At 71.7% G+C, this 17,469-nt stretch carries 21 protein-coding genes; 3 read left to right on the plus strand and 18 right to left on the minus strand.

The annotated features are described in order from the left end of the window. Positions 1-120 precede the first annotated feature (120 nt). A complete protein-coding gene (locus BFF76_RS01330; protein ID WP_031099143.1) occupies positions 121-426 on the plus strand; it encodes a hypothetical protein in 306 nt (101 codons plus the stop codon). 68 nt (positions 427-494) lie between these two features. Here the strand turns inward: BFF76_RS01330 and der are convergent, their stop codons facing one another. The 7 genes from der to BFF76_RS01365 form a co-directional block, all read right to left on the minus strand. Next, positions 495-1,964 (minus strand): ribosome biogenesis GTPase Der, encoded by a 1,470-nt coding sequence (der, locus tag BFF76_RS01335; RefSeq protein WP_031099145.1) that lies wholly within the window; start codon positions 1,962-1,964, stop codon positions 495-497. A gap of 63 nt (positions 1,965-2,027) precedes the next feature. After that, a complete protein-coding gene (locus BFF76_RS01340; protein WP_031099147.1) occupies positions 2,028-2,687 on the minus strand; it encodes a lysophospholipid acyltransferase family protein in 660 nt (219 codons plus the stop codon). Continuing rightward, the gene (cmk, locus tag BFF76_RS01345) at positions 2,684-3,400 is read right to left on the minus strand and encodes a (d)CMP kinase (RefSeq protein WP_031099148.1); all 717 of its coding nucleotides are present in this window, start codon (positions 3,398-3,400) and stop codon (positions 2,684-2,686) included. The genes BFF76_RS01340 and cmk overlap by 4 nt, the downstream gene beginning before the upstream one ends. A 113-nt stretch (positions 3,401-3,513) precedes the next feature. Then, entirely contained in the window at positions 3,514-4,599 is a 1,086-nt protein-coding gene (locus BFF76_RS01350) for a prephenate dehydrogenase (RefSeq protein ID WP_053930889.1), read from the minus strand. Beyond that, the gene (gene aroH / locus BFF76_RS01355) at positions 4,596-4,958 is read right to left on the minus strand and encodes a chorismate mutase (RefSeq protein ID WP_031099155.1); all 363 of its coding nucleotides are present in this window, start codon (positions 4,956-4,958) and stop codon (positions 4,596-4,598) included. Before aroH ends, BFF76_RS01350 begins: the two co-directional genes overlap by 4 nt. Before the next feature lie 35 nt (positions 4,959-4,993). Beyond that, entirely contained in the window at positions 4,994-5,623 is a 630-nt protein-coding gene (locus BFF76_RS01360; protein ID WP_031099157.1) for a TetR/AcrR family transcriptional regulator, read from the minus strand. A gap of 5 nt (positions 5,624-5,628) precedes the next feature. Beyond that, positions 5,629-5,991 carry a DUF1304 domain-containing protein gene (locus BFF76_RS01365; protein WP_031099160.1) on the minus strand — a complete coding sequence of 121 codons (363 nt, stop codon included), beginning with the start codon at positions 5,989-5,991 and terminating at the stop codon, positions 5,629-5,631. A 177-nt stretch (positions 5,992-6,168) separates the two neighbouring features. On the opposite strand from BFF76_RS01365, the gene BFF76_RS01370 reads away from it, so the two are divergent. Beyond that, a complete protein-coding gene (locus tag BFF76_RS01370; protein ID WP_053930887.1) occupies positions 6,169-6,585 on the plus strand; it encodes a Rieske (2Fe-2S) protein in 417 nt (138 codons plus the stop codon). 19 nt (positions 6,586-6,604) lie between these two features. Continuing rightward, positions 6,605-7,306, plus strand: coding sequence for a nucleotidyltransferase domain-containing protein (locus tag BFF76_RS01375; protein WP_065846782.1), 702 nt, complete (start codon positions 6,605-6,607; stop codon positions 7,304-7,306). A gap of 31 nt (positions 7,307-7,337) precedes the next feature. On the opposite strand, the gene BFF76_RS01380 is transcribed toward BFF76_RS01375, so the two are convergent. The 11 genes from BFF76_RS01380 to BFF76_RS01430 all read right to left on the minus strand — a co-directional run bounded on the left by BFF76_RS01380 (position 7,338) and on the right by BFF76_RS01430 (position 17,172). After that, on the minus strand, positions 7,338-8,015 hold the full coding sequence (locus BFF76_RS01380; protein ID WP_031099165.1) for a maltokinase N-terminal cap-like domain-containing protein: 678 nt from the start codon (positions 8,013-8,015) through the stop codon (positions 7,338-7,340). A gap of 13 nt (positions 8,016-8,028) precedes the next feature. After that, positions 8,029-8,832, minus strand: a complete 804-nt coding sequence (locus BFF76_RS01385; RefSeq protein ID WP_065846783.1) for a nucleotidyltransferase domain-containing protein — start codon at positions 8,830-8,832, stop codon at positions 8,029-8,031. A gap of 3 nt (positions 8,833-8,835) precedes the next feature. Continuing rightward, on the minus strand, positions 8,836-9,858 hold the full coding sequence (locus tag BFF76_RS01390) for an ADP-ribosylglycohydrolase family protein (RefSeq protein WP_065846785.1): 1,023 nt from the start codon (positions 9,856-9,858) through the stop codon (positions 8,836-8,838). Further along, positions 9,855-10,598: an NUDIX hydrolase gene (locus BFF76_RS01395; protein WP_031099169.1), complete on the minus strand. Its 744-nt coding sequence runs from the start codon at positions 10,596-10,598 to the stop codon at positions 9,855-9,857. Before BFF76_RS01395 ends, BFF76_RS01390 begins: the two co-directional genes overlap by 4 nt. Next, positions 10,595-11,674 carry an AAA family ATPase gene (locus BFF76_RS01400; protein WP_053930883.1) on the minus strand — a complete coding sequence of 360 codons (1,080 nt, stop codon included), beginning with the start codon at positions 11,672-11,674 and terminating at the stop codon, positions 10,595-10,597. The genes BFF76_RS01395 and BFF76_RS01400 overlap by 4 nt, the downstream gene beginning before the upstream one ends. Continuing rightward, a complete protein-coding gene (pnuC, locus tag BFF76_RS01405) occupies positions 11,671-12,324 on the minus strand; it encodes a nicotinamide riboside transporter PnuC (protein WP_031099174.1) in 654 nt (217 codons plus the stop codon). Before pnuC ends, BFF76_RS01400 begins: the two co-directional genes overlap by 4 nt. A 135-nt stretch (positions 12,325-12,459) precedes the next feature. Beyond that, on the minus strand, positions 12,460-13,623 hold the full coding sequence (locus tag BFF76_RS01410; protein ID WP_065846787.1) for a pseudouridine synthase: 1,164 nt from the start codon (positions 13,621-13,623) through the stop codon (positions 12,460-12,462). Further along, complete coding sequence (scpB, locus tag BFF76_RS01415) at positions 13,623-14,273, minus strand: SMC-Scp complex subunit ScpB (protein WP_053930882.1); 651 nt, start codon at positions 14,271-14,273, stop codon at positions 13,623-13,625. The genes BFF76_RS01410 and scpB overlap by 1 nt, the downstream gene beginning before the upstream one ends. Further along, positions 14,270-15,361 (minus strand): segregation and condensation protein A, encoded by a 1,092-nt coding sequence (locus BFF76_RS01420; protein WP_065846789.1) that lies wholly within the window; start codon positions 15,359-15,361, stop codon positions 14,270-14,272. The genes scpB and BFF76_RS01420 overlap by 4 nt, the downstream gene beginning before the upstream one ends. 102 nt (positions 15,362-15,463) lie before the next feature. After that, positions 15,464-16,069 carry a hypothetical protein gene (locus BFF76_RS01425; RefSeq protein ID WP_078958972.1) on the minus strand — a complete coding sequence of 202 codons (606 nt, stop codon included), beginning with the start codon at positions 16,067-16,069 and terminating at the stop codon, positions 15,464-15,466. Further along, on the minus strand, positions 16,054-17,172 hold the full coding sequence (locus BFF76_RS01430; RefSeq protein ID WP_031099184.1) for a ParA family protein: 1,119 nt from the start codon (positions 17,170-17,172) through the stop codon (positions 16,054-16,056). The genes BFF76_RS01425 and BFF76_RS01430 overlap by 16 nt, the downstream gene beginning before the upstream one ends. Positions 17,173-17,469 lie beyond the last annotated feature (297 nt).

Here is a 17,469-nt window from a genome sequence, read left to right on the forward strand (position 1 = left end):
TCCTCCGCCCGCCGGACATCGTTTTCTCCGCCCGGCCCGCATCCGACGGGCGGTGAGGTCGTTGGCACCTACGTGCACTCATACGACCCTCCTCGCCAGCAGCAGACCCCGATCCCGGCCATGCGCCCGTCGCAGGACCCATCGGGCGGCAAGTCCCAGACCCCGATCTACGACGCCCTGTACTCCGAGTACCGGCGATCGTTCCGGGCTCTACCGGGGGACCGCACCGGTGAGGAGAATCTCGGCTTCAGAACGTTCGGCATCGGGATGTTCGGCAGTCGTGCACCGCTGAACAGCCGTACGGCGGCGAACGCCCGGGGAAGCCACGCCACGGGCGGCGGCAACCCCGGTTCCTGGCAGCGGGTGGGCCGGCATGCCGGCCCCGCCCGGCCCGCGGCGCTTCCCCCCGGGTCCACGGACGCCTGAGCGGTACGAACCGGAGGGGACGGCGAAGCCCCGGACCACNNGTGGTCCGGGGCTTCGCCGTCTTACTGCTACTTCTTGCGGCCGCGCTTCTCGCGCACCCGCACCGAGATGTGCAGCGGCGTGCCCTCGAAACCGAACTCCTCGCGCAGACGGCGCTCGACGAAGCGGCGGTAGCCGTGCTCCAGGAAGCCGGACGAGAAGAGGACGAACCGCGGCGGCTTGACGCCCGCCTGGGTGCCGAAGAGGATGCGGGGCTGCTTTCCGCCACGGACCGGGTGCGGGTGGGAAGCGACGATCTCACCGAGGAAGGCGTTCAGCCTGCCGGTCGGGATGCGGGTCTCCCAGCCCTCGATCGCGGTCTCGATCGCCGGTACCAGCTTCTCCATGTGCCGGCCGGTGACCGCCGAGACGTTGACGCGCGGGGCCCAGGCGACCTGCGCGAGCTCCGTGTCGATCTCACGCTCTAGGTAGTAGCGGCGCTCCTCGTCGAGGGTGTCCCACTTGTTGAAGGCGATCACGATGGCACGGCCCGCTTCCACGGCCATGGTGACGATCCGCTGGTCCTGGACGCTGATGGACTCGCTCGAGTCGATCAGGATGACGGCGACCTCGGCCTTCTCCACGGCCGCCGCGGTGCGCAGCGAGGCGTAGTAGTCCGCGCCCTCCTGGAGGTGGACCTTGCGGCGGATACCGGCCGTGTCGATGAACTTCCAGGTGATGCCGCCGAGCTTGATCAGCTCGTCGACCGGGTCGCGGGTGGTGCCGGCCAGGGCGTTGACGACGACGCGGTCCTCACCGGCGACCTTGTTCAGCAGGGAGGACTTGCCGACGTTGGGGCGGCCGATGAGCGCGATGCGGCGCGGGCCGCCCAGCGCGGTACCGAAGGTCTGGGCCGGGGCCTCGGGCAGGGCCTCCAGGACGGCGTCCAGCATGTCGCCGGTGCCGCGGCCGTGCAGGGAGGAGACCGGGTGCGGCTCACCGAGGCCGAGCGACCAGAGCGCGGTGGCGTCGGCCTCTCCGCTCTGTCCGTCGACCTTGTTGGCGCACAGGACCACGGGCTTGCCCGCCCGGCGCAGCAGCTTGACGACGGCCGCGTCGGTGTCGGTGGCGCCGACGGTGGCGTCGACGACGAAGACGACCGCGTCGGCGGTCTCGATGGCGTACTCGGCCTGGGCGGCGACGGAGGCGTCGAGGCCCAGCACGTCCTGCTCCCAGCCGCCGGTGTCGACGACCTTGAAGCGGCGGCCGGCCCACTCGGCCTCGTAGCTGACGCGGTCGCGGGTGACGCCGGGCTTGTCCTGGACGACGGCCTCACGGCGACCGATGATCCGGTTCACCAGGGTCGACTTGCCGACGTTCGGGCGGCCGACGACGGCGAGCACGGGAAGCGGTCCGTGACCGGCCTCACCGATCGCGCCCTCGACCTCCTCGGGGTCGAACCCCTCCTGCGCGGCGAGCTCCATGAACTCCGCGTACTCGGCATCGCCAAGTGCTCCGTGCTCGTGGTCCGAGCCGTCGGAGTGAATCTGGTCGTTCATGAAGTCCGTTCCTCTTTGCATCATCATCGATGGGCCACGATCGCGCGGCCCACTACTCAAGTGTCACAGGCGTCCGGTGAGACGCCTGGCGTTCCTCAGGTGGGCGGTCAGCTCGCCCTGGATGCGCAGCGTCGCCTCGTCCAGCGCCTTCCTGGTCCGCCGCCCGCTGCCGTCGCCGGCCTGGAAGGCGTCGCCGAAGACGACGTCGACCCGGCTGCGCAGCGGAGGCAGGGCCGATACCAGCCGTCCGCGGCGCCCGGTGCTTCCCAGGACCGCGACGGGGACGATCGGCGCCCCGCCGCGCACCGCGAAGTACGCGAGCCCCGCACGGAGGGAGGCGAAGTCCCCCTCGCCCCTGGTGCCCTCGGGGAAGATCCCGAGGACCCCGCCGTCGTCCAGCACGCCGAGTGCCTGCGTGATGGCGTTGCGGTCGACGGTCGTACGGTCCACCTTCAGCTGCCCGATTCCGCGCAGGAACGGGTCGAGGGGGCCGACGAACGCCTCCTTCTTGATCAGGAAGTGGACGGGCCGGGGCGCGGTGCCCATCAGCATCGGTCCGTCGATGTTGTGCGCGTGGTTCACCGCGAGTATGACGGGTCCCGTGGTGGGGACGCGCCACGCGCCGAGCACACGGGGCCTGAACAGCCCGTACATGAGCCCGATGCCGATCCCGCGCCCGACGGCCGCTCCGCGCAGCGTAGGCGCGGCGGTGGCTTCGGTCACTTCGCGGCCTGCTTCTCCCCGACGAGGGTGACGACGCACTCGATGACCTGCGCGAGGGTCAGTTCGGTGGTGTCCACCTCGACGGCGTCCCCGGCCTTGGCCAGCGGCGAGGTCTTGCGGCCGGAGTCGGCGGCGTCCCGCTTGACCAGCGCCTCCCTGGTGGCCGCGAGGTCGGAGCCCTTGACCTCACCGCTGCGGCGGGCGGCGCGCGCCTCCGGGGAGGCCGTCAGGAAGATCTTGATGTCGGCATCGGGAAGCACGGTGGTGCCGATGTCACGGCCCTCGACGACGATGCCCCGCTCGGCCTCCTTGGCGATGGAGCGCTGCAGTTCGGTGATCAGGGTGCGCACCTCGGGGACCGCGCTGACGGCACTGACCTTGGAGGTGACCTCCTGGGTACGGATCGGGCCCGAGGCGTCCTCGCCGTCGACGGTGATCGTCGGGGCGGACGGGTCCGTGCCGGACACGATGACCGGCTTGGCGGCGGCGGTCGCGATCTCGGCCGGGTTCTGCACGTCGATGCCGTTGTTCAGCATCCACCACGTGATCGCCCGGTACTGGGCGCCGGTGTCCAGGTAGCTCAGGCCGAGCTGTGCGGCGACGGCCTTGGAGGTGCTCGACTTGCCTGTGCCGGAGGGACCGTCGATGGCGACGATCACTGCGGCCGGGGCGGTCCGGGCGGCGGCGCTTACGGTTTCCACGGTGGTGGACACCTTCCTGGTACACGGGTACGGGCGGAGCGGGGCCAGGGAACGGCCTCCCCCAAGGTTACCGAGTGCGCGAAGCGCCTTTGCACCCCTGTCGCCGGGCCCTTCCCGGGAGCCCGTTACGGGCGGATCGACCAGCCGCGGTCGCTGAGGGCCGCGCTCAGTGCGGATGCGGCGCTCGGCTCGACCATCAGCTGGACCAGACCGGCCTGCTGACCGGTGGCGTGCTCGATGCGTACGTCCTCGATGTTGACGCCGGCCCGTCCCGCGTCGGCGAAGATCGCCGCCAGCTCGCCCGGCCGGTCGCTGATGAGCACGGCGACGATCTCGTACGACGCCGGGGCGGCCCCGTGCTTGCCGGGCACCCTGACCCGGCCGGCGTTGCCGCGGCGCAGGACGTCCTCGATGCCTTCGGTGCCCGTACGGCGCTTGTCCTCGTCGGCGGACTGCAGGCCGCGCAGCGCGCGGACCGTCTCGTCCAGGTCGGCGGCGACGCCCGCCAGCACGTCGGCGACCGGACCGGGGTTGGCGGAGAGGATCTCCACCCACATCCGGGGGTCGGAGGCCGCGATGCGGGTGACGTCCCTGATCCCCTGGCCGCACAGGCGTACCGCGGTCTCGTCGGCCTCCTCCAGCCTGGCGGCGACCATCGAGGAGATCAGCTGGGGGGTGTGGGAGACCAGGGCGACGGCCCGGTCGTGGGCGTCGGCGTCCATGACGACCGGGACTGCCCTGCAGAGCGCGACCAGCTCCAGGGCCAGGTTGAGGACCTCGGTGTCGGTGTCCCTGGTCGGGGTCAGTACCCAGGGGCGGCCCTCGAAGAGGTCTGCGGTGGCCGCGAGGGGCCCTGAGCGCTCCTTGCCGGCCATGGGGTGTGTGCCGATGTACGGCGCGAGGTCGACGCCGAGCGCCTCCAGCTCGCGGCGCGGGCCGCCCTTGACGCTGGCGACGTCGAGGTAGGCGCGGGCCACGCCGTCGCGCATGGCCGTGGCGAGCACGGACGCGGTGTGTGCGGGCGGGACGGCGACGACCGCCAGGTCGACGGGCCCCTCGGGGGCCTCGTCCGTACCGGCGCCCAGTGCGGCGGCGGTGTGGGCCGAGGACGGGTCACGGTCGACGAGGTGCACCTGGACGCCGCGCCCCGCGAGGGCGAGGGCGGCGGAGGTGCCGACCAGGCCCGTTCCGATGACGAGGGCTGTTCTCACTGGGCGATGTCCTTGCGGAGGGCGCCGGTGGCGCCGAGGTAGACGTGGCTGATCTCCGCCTTGGAGAGATACGTCTCCACGTGGGCCATTATGCGGACCACCCGGGGCATGGCCCCGTCGATGTCGAGTTCCTGGGCGCAGATCAGCGGTACGTCGACGATGCCGAGACCCCGGGCGGCGGCCGCCGGGAAGTCGCTGTGCAGGTCGGGGGTGGCCGTGAACCACACGCTGATCAGGTCGTCCGCGACGATCTGATTGCGCTCCAGGAGGGCCGTGAGCAGTTCGCTCACCCGCTCGTCCATGTGACCGGCTTCGTCCCGGTCCAGCTGGACGGCTCCCCGGACTGCTCGTACCGCCACGTCGTACCCCTCGTCGCCTCGTGCTGCGTGCCCTTTCAGCCTAGAGGTGCGGCGGCGCCGCCGGTCACCGTGCTCTGTCCGTGAGACGCGGCGGCCGCGTGCACGGCGAGGAGAGTGCGCCAGATCCGCCCGGCGAGCTGCTCCGGGGTGGCGTCGGTCCGGTCGTGGACCCAGTCGGCGAGCATCCCGGTGAAGAGCCCGGCCACGGCACTCGCGGTCAGGTCGTGGCCGCTTCCGGCGGGCCTGCGCCGGCGCAGCTCGTCCAGGCTGTACTGCCGGAGCTCCTGGTGCAGCAGTTCCCCGAGGGGGCCGCCGCCGGGCCCGAGCAGGCTCCGGTAGACCTCGGCCCGGCTGCGGATCTCCCGGAGCAGGGCGGCGAGCTCCTCCGGCGGCGCATCCGGGCCGGGCGGTGTGCGGCCCCAGGCGTGCAGGGCCTCGACGGCCTCCCGTACGACGTCGGCGCAGGCGTCGACGGCCAGGGCGCGCAGATCGTCGTAGTGCAGATAGAAGGTGGCGCGTCCGACACCGGCGCGGCGCGCCACGTCCGCCACGCCGATCCGGTCCAGCGGCCGCTCCGCGCAGGCCTCCAGCAGCGCCTCGCGGAGCCTGCCGCGGGTGCGCGCGGTGCGGGGGTCACTGCTGCCGTCCGTCACCGGGGGCGTCATGCGGCTCAGCCCGCCGCGAGGACGAGGGCGAGGGCGACGGCGGCGGGCGCCGCCTGAACATAAAGGATCTTGCGGCTGACGGTGGCCGCCCCGTACACCCCGGCGACGATCAGACAGCTCAGGAAGAAGATCTGCGCCTGGTGGGCGACGGGGTCGCCCACGATCAGACTCCAGACCAGCCCGGCGGCCATGAACCCGTTGTAGAGCCCCTGATTGGCGGCGAGGGTGGCGCTGGCCCTGGAGAACTCCTCCGTGGTGCCGAAGGCCTTACGGCCGCGCGGGGTGTCCCAGAGGAACATCTCCAGGACGAGGAAGTAGGCGTGGATCAGCGCGACGAGGGCGACCAGTACCTGGGCGGCGGTCTGCATGGCGTGCGGCCTCCTGTGAATCGACTTCCTGGACAATCGTCCAGGAACACTTCCTGGACAACCGTACAGGAAGCCTCGATGCCTCCACCCGCCCGGGCGCACCCGCCGCCCGGTTGCTTCGTCCGCGCGGCACGCGGCGCCACGATGCCTCTCATCGGCCACCACGCGAGGAGAGCCATGAACACAAGACGAAGGACGGTTCTCACGGCGGGAGCCGCCGCACTGGCGACCGGCTGCGGCTCGTCCGGCGACGGGGACAGCGACGGGAGCACCACCCCGAAGACCCCTAAGCCTTCGGAGACCTCTGCCGGGGAGCTGACCCGGACCTCCGGCGTCCCGGCCGGCGGCGGGACGGTCTTCAAGGACCGAAAGGTCGTGGTCACCCAGCCGACCGCCGGCGAGTTCAAGGCCTTCTCCGCGGTGTGCACCCATGCGGGCTGCATCGTCGCCGCGGTCACCGACGGCACGATCGACTGCGCGTGCCACGGCAGCCGGTTCAGCATCGAGGACGGCGCGGTGGAGAACGGCCCGGCGACGCGTCCGCTGCCCGCCGAGCGCATCACCGTCGAGGGCGACAGCATCCGGCTCGGGTAGAGCGCGTACCCTCGCGCGCATGATCACTCCTGACGGCGCGCGGCTCGTGCGGGATCACACCGTCTACTCCTGTGTGATGGGATCCCGCGCCTTCGGTCTGGCCACGGACGGCAGCGACACGGACCGGCGCGGGGTCTTCCTGGCACCCACCCAGCTGTTCTGGGGCTTCACGAAACCGCCGGCCCACGTGGAGGGACCGGCGGACGAGCAGTTCTCCTGGGAGCTGGAACGCTTCTGCGAGCTGGCTCTGCGGGCGAACCCCAATGTGCTGGAGTGCCTGCACTCACCCCTCGTGGAGCGGATCGACGCCACGGGCCGGGAACTCATCGCCCTGCGCGGCGCCTTCCTCTCCCGCCGGACCCACGGGACGTTCGTGCGCTACGCCCTGGGGCAGCGGCGGAAGCTGGAGGCCGACGTCCGCGTGCACGGCGCTCCGCGCTGGAAGCACGCCATGCACCTGCTGCGGCTTCTGACGTCCGGCCGGGACCTGCAGAGGACGGGCGAGCTGCGGATCGAGGTCGGGGACGCGCGCGAGGATCTGCTGGCGGTGAAGCGGGGTGAGGTCCCGTGGACCGAGGTGGAACGCCGCATGACGCGCCTGGCCGAGGAGAACGACGAGGCCGCCACGCGCTCCCCCTTGCCGCCGGAGCCCGACCGGGAGCGCGTGGAGGCGTTCCTGATGCGGGCCCGGCGGGCGTCTGCGGCGGGCGGGGCGGGGTGACCCCGCGCGGCCGGTCGGCCCGGGCTCCCCGTCAGCGCGGTCCCCGGGCCAGGACGGCGAACCGGCCGCGGATCTCCTCGCCTTCGGGCAGGCTCCACCCGGCGGTGACGTGCCCCAGGACGTCGGCATCGGTATCGCCGTCCCCGGAGCCCTCCGGCAGCAGGACGCGCCTCACCCTGAGCGTCACCGGGGCCTCCTCGTCCGCCGTCGCGCCCAGCACGATGTCGGTGCCGTGCTTCCCGTCCCGGGTGGTGGCGGACGCGGCAACTGCCGCGAGGCCGGCCGGGGCCTCGCCGACGGCGACGGACGGATCAGGGGTGTCGCTCAGGCTCTGGGCCTGCGGCACGGCCCGCCCCCGCAGCAGTGCGAGCAACTGGGCCACCAGGACCGGGTCCTGCGCGCCGTCGTACACCCAGCGCCGCCCGAGCACCCCGTGTTCGGACGTTCCGACGAGCGCGTCACCGGCTCCGTCGAGCGGTGCCCCGCGGTAGGTGACCGGTACGTGGTAGGCGACGGGGCGGTCGCCCGAGGTGTCGGTGACCACCATGAACTCCATCCCCACCTCGCCCTCGGGATCGTCGAGCCGGAACCCTCCCGCACGGGCCAGCTCCGGCGCGCCCGCCCCGGTGTACCAGGGCCGGGTGGGGAGCCAGGCGGCGAGGAGCTGCAACTTGCCCGGTTCCATGGTCGTTCTGTGGATGACAGCCATGACGGGTGAACTCCTACGCGCCCCAGCCTGTTCCCAGTCGGCCATCGGACCGGGCCCGGACGACGAGGTCGTGCAGCGCGTCGAACCCTGAGGGCCTCTCGGGCAGCCGGGACCTCGCCTGCGCGTCGTCGAGGACGCCGTGCAGCGCCTCCACGTCCCGCGCCGCCACCGCACGCTCCACGGTGTCCGCCGCTGCGTGTTCCGCCTCGGCCTTCGCCTCGATCAGCGCGGGCAGGAACGACGGACCGGTCAACTCCCCGATTAGCGTCGGCAGATGAGCCGTGAGCGGTCCGCCGCGCATCAGGTGGATGCCGGTGAGCAGGGCACGGAACGTGTAGAGCAGCGGTTTCAGCTCGCCGGTCTTCTCGAACAGCCGCCACTGGGTTCCGGCGAACCCGCGGTAGTGGTGGGCGTGGTTGCGGGTCAGCACGGACGGTGCGAGCGCCACCAGTTCGGCGTGGAGGCCGCTCGTGTGCACCACCAGCGGGGACAACAGCTGCTCCAGCACGTAGCCGTTGGGTTTCAGCATGAGCCGGACGAACTTACGGAGATCGTGGGTGACGAGGTCCATCTCGACCCCGTCGTGGTCCCACATCCGTGACCGTGTCTCCTCCGGCTCACGGAGGCCGATGAGATCCTCCGCGGGCAGGACGTGGACCCCCCGCAGGTCCACGTCCGAATCCCGCGAGGGAAAGCCGTACAGGTGTGCGCCCGAAACCGTGGCGAACAGGAGTGGGCAGGGCTCCTCGGCGAGTATCGGGGTCAGGTCGGTGACCGGCAGCCCGGCCCCGCGCAGGAGCATCGTGTCGCTGTGCATGGATCAAGCGTCCCAGAGCGCGGCCAGCGACAGCAGGTCGCTGCGGTACTCGATGCGCTCCGACCACTCCTTGGGCCACGCACCCGTCCCCAGGTGAGCTCCCGCCAGTGCGCCCGTGAGGCAGGCCAGCGAGTCGGAGTCGCCCCGGGTGCAGGCGGCCCGGCGCAGGGCGGTGACCGGTTCCTCGGGGAAGAGCAGGAAGCAGTGCAGGGCAGTGGCGAGTGCTTCCTCGGCGACCCAGCCGTCGCCGGTCCGCTCGCACGGGTCGGTCTCCGGGGAGGGGTCGCGCAGGGCGTCCTGGACGGCCGCGAGCACGGTCAGGCACTCGTCCCAGCCCCGGTTGATGTACGCCTCGGGCGAGGCGTCATGGGTGTGCCGCCACAGGTCACCGAGCCACCGGCTGAGGTAGCGGCCACGGTTCTCGTACGCGTACGAGCGCAACTGGCCCACCAGGCCGAGCGGTTCGGCCCCCTGGGCGAGGAGGAACACCGCGCGGGCCATCAGGTCGGAGGCGGCCAGTGCCGTGGGGTGGCCGTGGGTGAGTGCGGCCTGGAGCTGGGCGGCGCCGGAACGCTGTTCCTCGCTGAGACCGGGCACGAGGCCGATGGGCGCGACGCGCATGTTGGCGCCGCAGCCCTTGGAGCCGGTCCGGCTGGCCTCCTGCCAGGGCCGGTCGCCCTCCAGCAGTTCACACGCCTCGATGCAGGTACGGCCGGGAGCGCGGTTGTTCTCGGGTGAGCGGTTCCACCGGACGAACTCCTCCCGGACCGGGCCCACCATCCGCTCCGGTGTGAGCAGCCCCTGGTCCATTGCGGTGCGGATGCCGCGGCCGAGCGCGAGCGTCATCTGGGTGTCGTCGGTGACGAACGCGGGCTCCGGCAGGCTCATCTCACGCCAGGGCCCGCACTTCGCGAGGATCGAGGGGACGTCGTTGAACTCGGTGGGGAAGCCCAGCGCGTCACCGAGCGCGAGCCCGGTCAGCGTGCCGGAGGCCGCCTGTTTGGTGAGAGTCCTTGTCGGGATCATGATGTCCGTCCTTCCGGGCGTCCTTCCGGGCGCAGTAGTGGAGGGTGCAGGGCGGTTGCGGCACCCGCCCGGTAGAGGGCGGCCGGTTTTCCCCGTCCGCCGGTGCGGCGCGGCGGTCCGTCCACGGCCTGGACGAAGCCGGGCGTGGTGAGGACCTTGCGCCGGAAGTTGGGCCGGTCCAGCTCAACGCCCCAGACGGTCTCGTAGACCTGCTGGAGCTCCCCGAGGGTGAACTCGGCGGGGCAGAACGCGGTGGCCAGGCAGGAGTATTCGAGCCTGGCGCCGATCCGGTCGCGCGCGTCGGCCAGGATGCGGTCGTGGTCGAAGGCGAGCGGCCCGGTGCCGTCCGCGTCCCACCACTGCGCGTGGGCCGCGTCCCCGCCGCCCCGGGGTTCGGGGAGGTCCGGCACGAGCGCGGCGTACGCGACGGAGACGACCCGCATCCTGGGGTCGCGGTCCGGGTCGGTGTAGGTGCGCAGCTGTTCGAGGTGGAAGGAGCACACGGACTCCTTCGTGAGGCCGGTCTCCTCGGCGAGCTCGCGGCGGGCCGCCTCCTCGGCGGACTCCCGGGGCAGGACGAAGCCGCCGGGCAGCGCCCAGCTCCCTTCGTAGGGCGCCTGGCCGCGTTCCACGAGCAGTACATGGAGCCGTGCCTCGCGGACCGTGAAGACGGCGAGGTCGACGGTGACGGCGAAGGGGAAGAAGGCGTGGGGGTCGTATCCCTCGGGGGCGGTGCTCACCGTCGCTCCGGCAGGGGTGCGGTGAAGTGCGGGCCGGTGGCGAGGAGCGCGTCCACGGCCGCGACGGCCGTGTCGAGACGCTCGCGACGGGAGCCGGTGACCTCGATGAACGTCCTTCCCGTACGGGTGAGTTCAGCACGGAAGCGGTCCGTCATCCAGGGGCGCAGCTCCTCGCCGTCACGCAGTCCGTCGTCCTCGAAGGCGACTTGCTCGTGGTCGGTGAGCAGCCAGAGATGATGGGTGACCCGGTCGGCGGTCTTCTCGACGAGCGGGTTGCGCCCGCCGATGTAGCGCTCGTGCCAGACGGTGGTGGCGAAGGAGTCGGTGTCGCAGAAGAGCACCGGGGATCCGGCCCGCGCCGCCGCCTCCTCCCTGGCGTTCTGGGTCTCCGCGATGAGGGGGAAGTCGTCGGTGGTGAAGGTGACGTCCTCCCACTGGGCGCCGGGCCACCGGCTGCGCAGGGCGGCGAGCTTCGCCTCGCTGAACTCCCGCCCGTACTCGGCGACGTACCGTGTCCGCGCCCATACGCCGCCGCGCCGGCGGTAGTGGTCGGCCAGGGCGAGGGCCAGTGTCGTGGTGCCGGTGGACTCGGCTCCCAGGACGACGATCCGCCGGGCGAGCGCGGCCCGGACGGGCGGCTCCAGGAAGTCCCAGCAGCGGGCGGGGTCGGCGCGGACCTCGGTGCCGGAGACGGGGTAGAGGGTGCGAGCGGGGTCCACGAGGACGGATTCCGCGCCGAAGCGGCGGGCCAGTTCCTCTCCGTACGACTCCGAGGTGAAGACGGCGTCGACCCGTTCGGGCACGGCGGCGGTGAAGACCGCCATGTGCGCGTCCCAGACCGCCGCGTCGTTCAGGTCCATGGGGATGTCGTCGACGGTGCCGACCACTTCGACGTCGGGGTGGACCTCCCGCATCCAGGCGACCCGGTCGGCGAGCGGGACGGATTCGACGGAGGCGGCGCAGACCAGGACGGTGAGCTTCTCGCAGCGGTCCCGCGCGGTGCGGACGAGGTGGTGGTGTCCTGCGTGCGGCGGATAGAACTTGCCGAGGACCAGTCCGTGACCGTGGCGTCTCATGCCGGCACCACCGCGTCCTCGCGCCGGACCGGGGTGAGGTCCCGGCTCCAGCTGCGCAGCCCGACGATGCAGAGCATGAGGAATCCGGCGTACAGCAGGGAGGTCAGGTAGAGCTCCTTGTACGCGTACAGCGGGATGTACACGATGTCGGCGGCGATCCACAGCCACCAGGACTCGACGCGCTTGCGGCACTGGCCGTACGTCGCCATGAGCGACAGCGAGGTGGTCAGGGCGTCCCAGAACGGCACGGTCGAGTCCGTGGCGCGGGACAGCAGCAGCGTGAGACCGAGGGTCCCCGCCGCCCCCGCCGCGAGCAGCCAGGCCCATTCGGTGCGGGTGGTGCTCCGCACCGGCAGGACGGATGTCCCCGGTCCACCCCCGTGGGTCCAGGTCCACCAGCCGTACGCGGCGAGGGAGATGAAGACGATCTGCAGGCCGGCGTCGGCGTACAGACCGGACTGGGCGAACAGCAGGATGAAGAACAGGTTGTTGGCGATGCCGATCGGCCAGTTGGCGAGGTGCTGGCGGGCCACGAGCCAGACGCACAGCGCCCCGCTGCCGAAACCGAGCACCTCGGTCCAGCTGACCGGGGTGTCCAGGACCGTCACCAGTGGCTGCTGCAGGGGGGCGAGTATGTCCGCGAGCGTCACGCCGTGCCTTCTCTCTTCTTTATGGTCACTATGACTATAAAGAAGAAATCGCGGCAGCGAAAGGGCCCGCGGCCGGTTCCTGTTCGAAAACGAACCAGGAACCGGCCGCGGGCCGTTGGGGGTGCGGGGCGCGGGTTACAGACCGACCTCGCGCATCAGCATGCCGACCTCGGTGTTGGTCAGGCGGCGCAGCCAGCCCGACTTCTGGTCGCCCAGCGGGATCGGCCCGAAGGACGTCCGCACGAGGCGCTCGACCGGGAAGCCCGCCTCGGCCAGCATCCGGCGGACGATGTGCTTGCGGCCTTCGTGGAGCGTGACCTCGACCAGGTAGTTCTTGCCGGTGTTCTCGACGACCCTGAAGTGGTCGGCGCGGGCGTACCCGTCCTCCAGCTGGATGCCGTCCTTGAGCCGCTTGCCGAGGTCGCGCGGGAGCGGCCCCTGGATGGCTGCCAGATAGGTCTTCTTCACGCCGTACTTGGGGTGCGTCAGACGGTGGGCCAGCTCGCCGTGGTTGGTGAGGAGGATGATCCCCTCGGTCTCGGTGTCGAGCCGGCCGACGTGGAACAGCCGCGTCTCGCGGTTGGTCACGTAGTCGCCGAGGTTCTGCCGGCCGTCGGGGTCACCCATGGTGGAGACCACACCGGCGGGCTTGTTCAGCGCGAAGAAGAGGTGCGACTGGGTGGCGACGGTCAGGCCGTCGACCTTGATCTCGTCCTTCTGCGGGTCGACGCGCTTGCCCTGCTCGAGGACGATCTCGCCGTTGACCTCGACCCGGGCCTGCTCGATGAGCTCCTCGCACGCCCGGCGCGATCCCATACCGGCCCGGGCGAGGATCTTCTGCAGACGCTCGCCCTCCTGCTCCGCGCCCGGGTGGGTCTTGGGCAGCTTGATGTCGGGCTTGTCGGCGTACCGGTCGCGGTTGCGCTGCTCGATCTTGGCGTCGAGCTCGCGGGGGCGGGACGGCGCGCCCACACGGCGTCCACCCTTGCTCACGTTCTGTGCGGGCTTGGGGCCGCCCTTGGCGCCGCCGCGTGCCGCCGCGCCGCGGCCCTTGCGGGGGCCGCCGTCGCCGCCCGGCTTGTCGGCGCCGACGTCGTAGCGGCGCTCCTCGGGGCGCGGCCGGCGGGGGCGCTGCTCCTGCTTGTCGTCACGCTCGGAGCCGGAGACCCGGGGGTTCGGGTTGCTGTTCCTGCCTGTGCCGGTGTTGTTCCTGGCGCCGCTCCAGCCGCCGCCACCGCTCCGGCCGCCGCCGCTCTTGCCGCCGCTGCCGCTTCCGCTGTTCCTGCCACTGCTTCGCATCAAAAATCCGTCTTGTCGTCTGCGTGAGTATCCGGGGTGTCCGGTGCGTCCGGATCGAACGACGGCACACCCTCTAGCGTCTCAGCCTCGATCGCGTCCGCCTCCGGGAGGAAGGGCGCGAGCTCCGGGAGCTCGTCCAGGCCTCGCAGGCCCATGCGCTCCAGAAAGTAGTTCGTCGTCCTGTACAGGATCGCACCTGTTTCGGGTTCCGTGCCCGCCTCCCCTACCAGACCCCTCTGGAGCAGGGTCCGCATGACGCCGTCGCAGTTCACTCCGCGCACCGCCGAGACCCTCGACCGGCTGACCGGCTGCCGGTACGCGACCACCGCGAGGGTCTCCAGCGCCGCCTGGGTCAGCCGGGCGTGCTGGCCGTCCAGGACGAAGCCCTCGACCGCGTCCGCGTACTCCGGACGGGTGTAGAAACGCCAGCCCCCGGCAACGAGCCTCAGGTCGAATCCACGGCGCTGGACGGTGTACTCGTCGGCCAGCTCCCGCAGGGCGTCCGCGACGGCCCTGCGGGGCCGCTGGAGGACCTTGGCGAGGTGTTCCTCGGTGGCGGGCTCGTCGACGACCATGAGGACCGCCTCCAGTGCGGGCCTGAGGTCGAGCCCCGCGACCCGTGCGTCGCGCCCTTCGTCGTCCGTGGTCATGCCTGTACCCCCTCCTGTGGCTCGCGCACCTCTTGGTCGAACTCGTCCGTGACCACCGGTTCGGACCCCTCTCCCCCGGCCCAGCGCACCAGGAGGTCGCCGAGCGCCTCCTCCTGGTCGAGCGCGACCGCCTTCTCCCGGTAGAGCTCCAGGAGTGCCAGGAAGCGTGCCACCACCGTGAGGGTGTCCTGTGCGTCCTCGGTGAGCGCCCGGAAGCTGATCTCGCCCTCCGCCCGCAGCCGGGCCACCACGATCTCCGCCTGTTCGCGCACGCTGACGAGGGGCGTGTGGATGTGGTCCACGTAGACCTGCGGTTCCGGCCTGGGCCGCATCGCTCTGACCGCGAGCCGGGCGAACCCCTCGGGGCCGATGCTGATCACGACCTCGGGCAGCAGCTCGGCGTGCTGCGGTTCGAGCCCCACGGTGCGGGGGTAGCGGCGCGACTCGGACTCCAGCCGGTCGCTGAAGATCTCCGCGATCCGCTTGTACGCGCGGTACTGCAGCAGCCGCGCGAAGAGCAGGTCCCGCGCCTCCAGCAGGGCGAGGTCCGCCTCGTCCTCCACCTCTGCGGTGGGCAGCAGCCGGGCGGCCTTCAGGTCGAGCAGGGTGGCGGCCACGACGAGGAACTCGGTGGTCTGGTCGAGGTCCCAGTCCGGCCCCATGGCACGGATGTACGCCATGAACTCGTCGGTGACCTTCGACAGCGCGACCTCGGTCACATCGAGCTTGTGCCTGGAGATCAGCTGGAGCAGCAGATCGAAGGGGCCTTCGAAGTTCACCAGGCGCACGGTGAACCGCCGCTCGTCGGCGGCCGGCTCCGGGACGGTTTCGGTCCCGGCACCGTCGGCCGTCACACCCACGGCTCCCGCGACGGGCTCGCCGGGGCCCTCCGCCTCCGTGGGCGGGGCCGCGTCCGCTCCCGCTCCCGTGAGGCGCCCGGCGGGGCTCAGCGGGGCCGCCGGGGCCTCCGTGGCCGCCGAGGGCACGGGCGGAGCCGCAGGGGCCTCCGCGGACGCCCCGGGCCGCGTCCCGGGCCCACGGCCGAGGGCACGGCGGGTCGGGCGGGGCGTGTCGTCGGCAGTCGGCATGTGCTGGGAGTCCAGGGGTGCGGCGGGAGGCGGGCCGTGGGCCCCGGGGCGGAGCCGCCCGTACGGCGGCCCTCCCCCGGCAGGCTACCGGCGCCGCGCCGCTCAGCGGCCCCGCAGCCTCCGTACGAGGATGCTCGCGTCGCCGCGCGACTCCAGGTCGGCCAGCACCACGGCGACGGCCTCCCGGACGATGCGCCCGCGGTCGACCGCCAGTCCGTGCTCACCGCGCAGCACGAGACGCGCGTGCTCGAGGTCCATCAGTTCCTCGGCCGACACATAGACGGTGATCTTCTCGTCGTGGCGTTCCCGGCCGCTGGGCCTGCGGTTCGCTCCCCGTCCCCCTCCGCCCCCGCGGCCGCGCTGCGGCTGGACGGCGGGAGCCGCCTCCTGGGACGGCGCGGTGCGGGCGCGGGGCGGGGCGGCTGTGCCCCGGTCGTCCCCGTCGGTGCGGCTGCGCGAGCCGCCGCCGTCGGCGTCCGCCGCGGAGTGCTCCTCCCGGGCCGCCGCGGCGGTTGTGTCACCGCCGGAGGGTGCGCCGCCCCGGCCGCCGGTGTCCGCCGCAGGATCGCTTCCTCCGGCCGGCGCGGGGACCCGTGGCTCGCCGTTCGCCTTCCGCCGCCTCTCGGCGGAGGACGAGGCCTGCAGGCCCATGCCCCCGGTGGTACGGAACAGCTCGTCGGCCCCCGGCAGACTCACTCGGCGTGACACCGGGCGAGCACCTCCCTGGCGAGCTGGCGATAGGCGGCGGCACCGACCGAGTTCGACGCGTACGTGGTGATGGGCTCACCGGCGACCGTGGTCTCCGGGAAGCGCACCGTACGGCCGATGACCGTGTGGTAGACGTGCTCGTCGAACGCCTCGACGACACGTGCGAGGACCTCACGGCTGTGCACCGTGCGGGAGTCGTACATGGTGGCGAGGATGCCGTCCAGCTCCAGCTCGGGGTTGAGCCTCTCCTGGACCTTCTCGATGGTCTCGGTGAGCAGCGCCACACCGCGCAGCGCGAAGAACTCGCACTCCAGCGGGACTATCACCTTGTGGGCCGCCGTCAGGGCGTTCACGGTGAGCAGTCCGAGCGAGGGCTGACAGTCGATCACGATGTAGTCGTAGTCGGCCATCAGCGGCTTGAGGGCGCGCTGCAGCGTCGACTCCCGGGCCACCTCGCTCACCAGCTGCACCTCGGCGGCCGAGAGGTCGATGTTGCTGGGGAGCAGGTCCATGTTGGGCACGGCCGTCTTCAGCAGGACCTCGTCGGCCGCCATGCCCCGCTCCATGAGCAGGTTGTAGACGGTGAGGTCGAGCTCCATCGGGTTGACCCCGAGGCCGACGGACAGGGCTCCCTGCGGGTCGAAGTCGACGAGCAGGACGCGCCGGCCGTACTCCGCGAGTGCGGCGCCCAGGTTGATGGTCGACGTGGTCTTGCCGACGCCGCCCTTCTGGTTGCACATCGCGATGATCTTCGCGGGGCCGTGCTCGGTCAGCGGACCGGGAATCGGGAAGTACGGCAGCGGCCGGCCCGTCGGGCCGATCCGCTCGCGGCGCTGGCGGGCCGCGTCGGGCGCGAGCGTGGCCGCGTACTCCGGATCGGGCTCGTATTCGGCATCGGGGTCGTAGAAGTGCCCCTCGGGCACCTCGGCGAAGTCGGCGAAGTGGGCGGTGTCTCGGCCACTTTCGTTGCCGGCCATGGCGTTCACGTGTAGGCCGTCCATCATCTGGGGGGCTGTCGTCATGTGCTGGTGGGTGGCGAAGGTGCGGACAGCGACGGAGCCGACAGCTTCGAGCCCGATCGGGCTCAGACCCCGTGCAGGCATCCCTGGTTGACCACCCCCGGGAGTAATTGTCGACTCATTCACAAGTCGTCTTACCTCCTTGGATGTGACCAGGAAACTTATCGATAGGTCAGCGTGGCACCATGCCGACGATTGGCGACTCTATGGCGTGTCACCGGTTCGCAGCAACACAATCCGCCGGACCCGGCCCGATGTGTCGGCAATCGAACACCCCTCTGTCAAGAGCGTGGAGCGCCCGGGGCGCACCTTTCGCGGGGGTGCAAAAAGGGTAGAGGGTTATGTCTCCGGCGAGTTGGGCCGGGGCCGGACGCATGAGGT

The organism is Streptomyces mutomycini (genome assembly GCF_001700505.1).
GTDB lineage: Bacteria > Actinomycetota > Actinomycetes > Streptomycetales > Streptomycetaceae > Streptomyces > Streptomyces mutomycini.